This window comes from Johannesbaptistia floridana (assembly GCF_057440575.1).
In genome coordinates, this window is record NZ_JALKVM010000183.1 from 1 (window position 1) to 2,347 (window position 2,347).

Genomic DNA, 2,347 nt, shown 5'->3' on the forward strand with positions numbered 1-2,347 from the left:
AAGATAAGTCGCTAATTGAGGCGATTATGAGAGAATTGTTCTTGAAAATTGTCAAGGAAGAGTATTACATTACCACCATTCGTCATCAGGCTTGGGTTTTTGATGTGAAATTTTCTCCTGATGGTCAATATCTCGCTACTGAATCTAGAGATAAAACAGTGAAGTTAGTCAAGGTATCTAATGGCAAGGAAGTTACTACCATTCGTCATCAGGATAACCTTGAGGATATGGCATTTTCCCCTGATGGTCAATATCTGGCTACTCGCTCTTTTGATAAAACAGCGAAGTTAGTCAAGGTATCTAATGGCAAGGAAGTTACTACCATTCGTCATCAGGATAACCTTGAGGATATGGCATTTTCCCCTGATGGTCAATATCTCGCTACTCGCTCTTGGGATAATACAGTGAAGTTAGTCAAGGTGTCTAGTGGTGACTACGTTACTACTATTCCTCATCAGGATAAAGTTTTTGATGTGCAATTTTCTCCTGATGGTCAATATCTCGCTACTAGCTCTAAGGATAAAACAGTGAAGTTAGTCAAGGTGTCTAGTGGTGAAAAAATAACCACCATTCTTCATGAGGATAGGGTTTTTGATGTGAAAATTTCCCCTGATGGTCAATATCTCGCTACTCACTCTGAGAATAATACAGTGAAGTTAGTCAAGGTGTCTAGTGGTGAAAAAATAACCACCATTAGTCATCAAGGTTGGATGTTGGCTGTGGCATTTTCCCCTGATGGTGAATATCTCGCTACTAGCTCGGAGGATAAAACAGCGAAGTTGGTCAAGGTGTCTAGTGGTGACTACATTACCACCATTCGTCATCAGGATAGGGTTTCGGCTGTGAAATTTTCTCCTGATGGTCAATATCTCGTTGCTACATCTAGTAATACGGTAAAGTTAGTCAAGGTGTCTAGTGGAGAAGAAGTTACTACTATTCGCCACCAGGATGAGCTTCGCTTTTTGAAATTTTCCCCTGATGGTGAATATCTCGCTACTGGCTCTTTTGATAAAACAGCGAAGTTAGTCAAGGTATCTAATGGCAAGGAAGTTATTACCATTGGTCATCACGGGAGTTGGGGTGTGAAATTTTCTCCTGATGGTCAATATCTCGCTACTGGCTCTTTTGATAAAACAGCGAAGTTAGTCAAGGTATCTAATGGCAAGGAAGTTACTACCATTCGTCATCAGGATAAGGTTGAGGATGTGGCATTTTCTCCTGATGGTCAATATCTCGCTACTCGCTCTTTTGATAAAACAGTGAAGTTAGTTAATTTAGAAAAAATGTTGCAATTGCTAGAAATTAATCAAAATGCTCCTCCTTCTTTCAATCCTCCTCAAGTAAATGCTCTGACATACTTTGATAAACCACAGGCATTTTTTCTCCGTTGGTTACAAAATCACGCTAATCACTACAGTTTTTATGAATATATCCTCAAACAAGCACAACCAGAAAACCCAGGATTTTCACTCCAGAATCAAACCCCTTTATTAGATACAGATTTGTGTTTACAATCTCTCAATTTTCTGTTGATAAATGGTGAAAAACATTATCAGTCGGTGTTTCCCGGGTTGAAGGGGATTGAAGATAAATCAATTCACGCGATCGCTTTATATGATATGAAACAAAGCATGATGGCGGCACTAGCTACCCTACATGAATTTATTCATAATTTGATGAAATTTGAGGGCCAAGATTTTCCCAAAGCCATGGAAATTTTTAAGGAAGAAATAGAGAAAGAAGTTAACATCACCGAAATAGCTACTGATATATACAGTCGCTTGCAACAACTTTATCAACTAGAAGGCATCGAAAATTTTGCGGCACTTACTACCATCAAAGATATCTTAGGAGAAATGCTTGATTTATTCAAGAAAATTTTACCTTTAAGCATTACTTCCCCTCCACCGAAAACACCGACAATTCCCTTAAAACTTGCTCAAAAACCATTACAACAAGAATTAATTACAGCAATTAATCAAGCTCAACCTACTGAAGTAAAAGAGCTTATCAAAGGTTTTATGAGCTTAGGTTTGACAATAGATAGACAAACAGCGATCGCCGCTATTAACAAATACAATTGGTTTATTTTTGTTGCTCCTTGGGATGATCTTACAGACTATCAAACTTTGTTGCGGTTTTTAGGCGATTAAATTGTTTTCTTGTATCAGCAAAAGAGGTTGCCCTATAGCGCTGATTTAATTTGGTGCGTTACAGGCTTCTTACTCATTACTCGTTACTCATTACTTATTACTCATGTTTGTTGGGTTATCTCCCAGCCCAACCTACAAGCTACAGGTTACTGGCTTCTTACTCATTACTCATTACTTATTACTTCAAAACTCAT

The 2,347-nt window shown here is 38.2% G+C and carries 1 protein-coding gene; it reads left to right on the forward strand.

All coding sequences use genetic code 11. From position 1 onward, the window contains the following. Nucleotides 1-2,153 (forward strand): WD40 repeat domain-containing protein (locus MW688_RS12435; RefSeq protein WP_486736323.1); only part of this gene is annotated, 2,153 nt, incomplete at its 5' end. Between the last annotated feature and the right edge of the window lie 194 nt (nucleotides 2,154-2,347).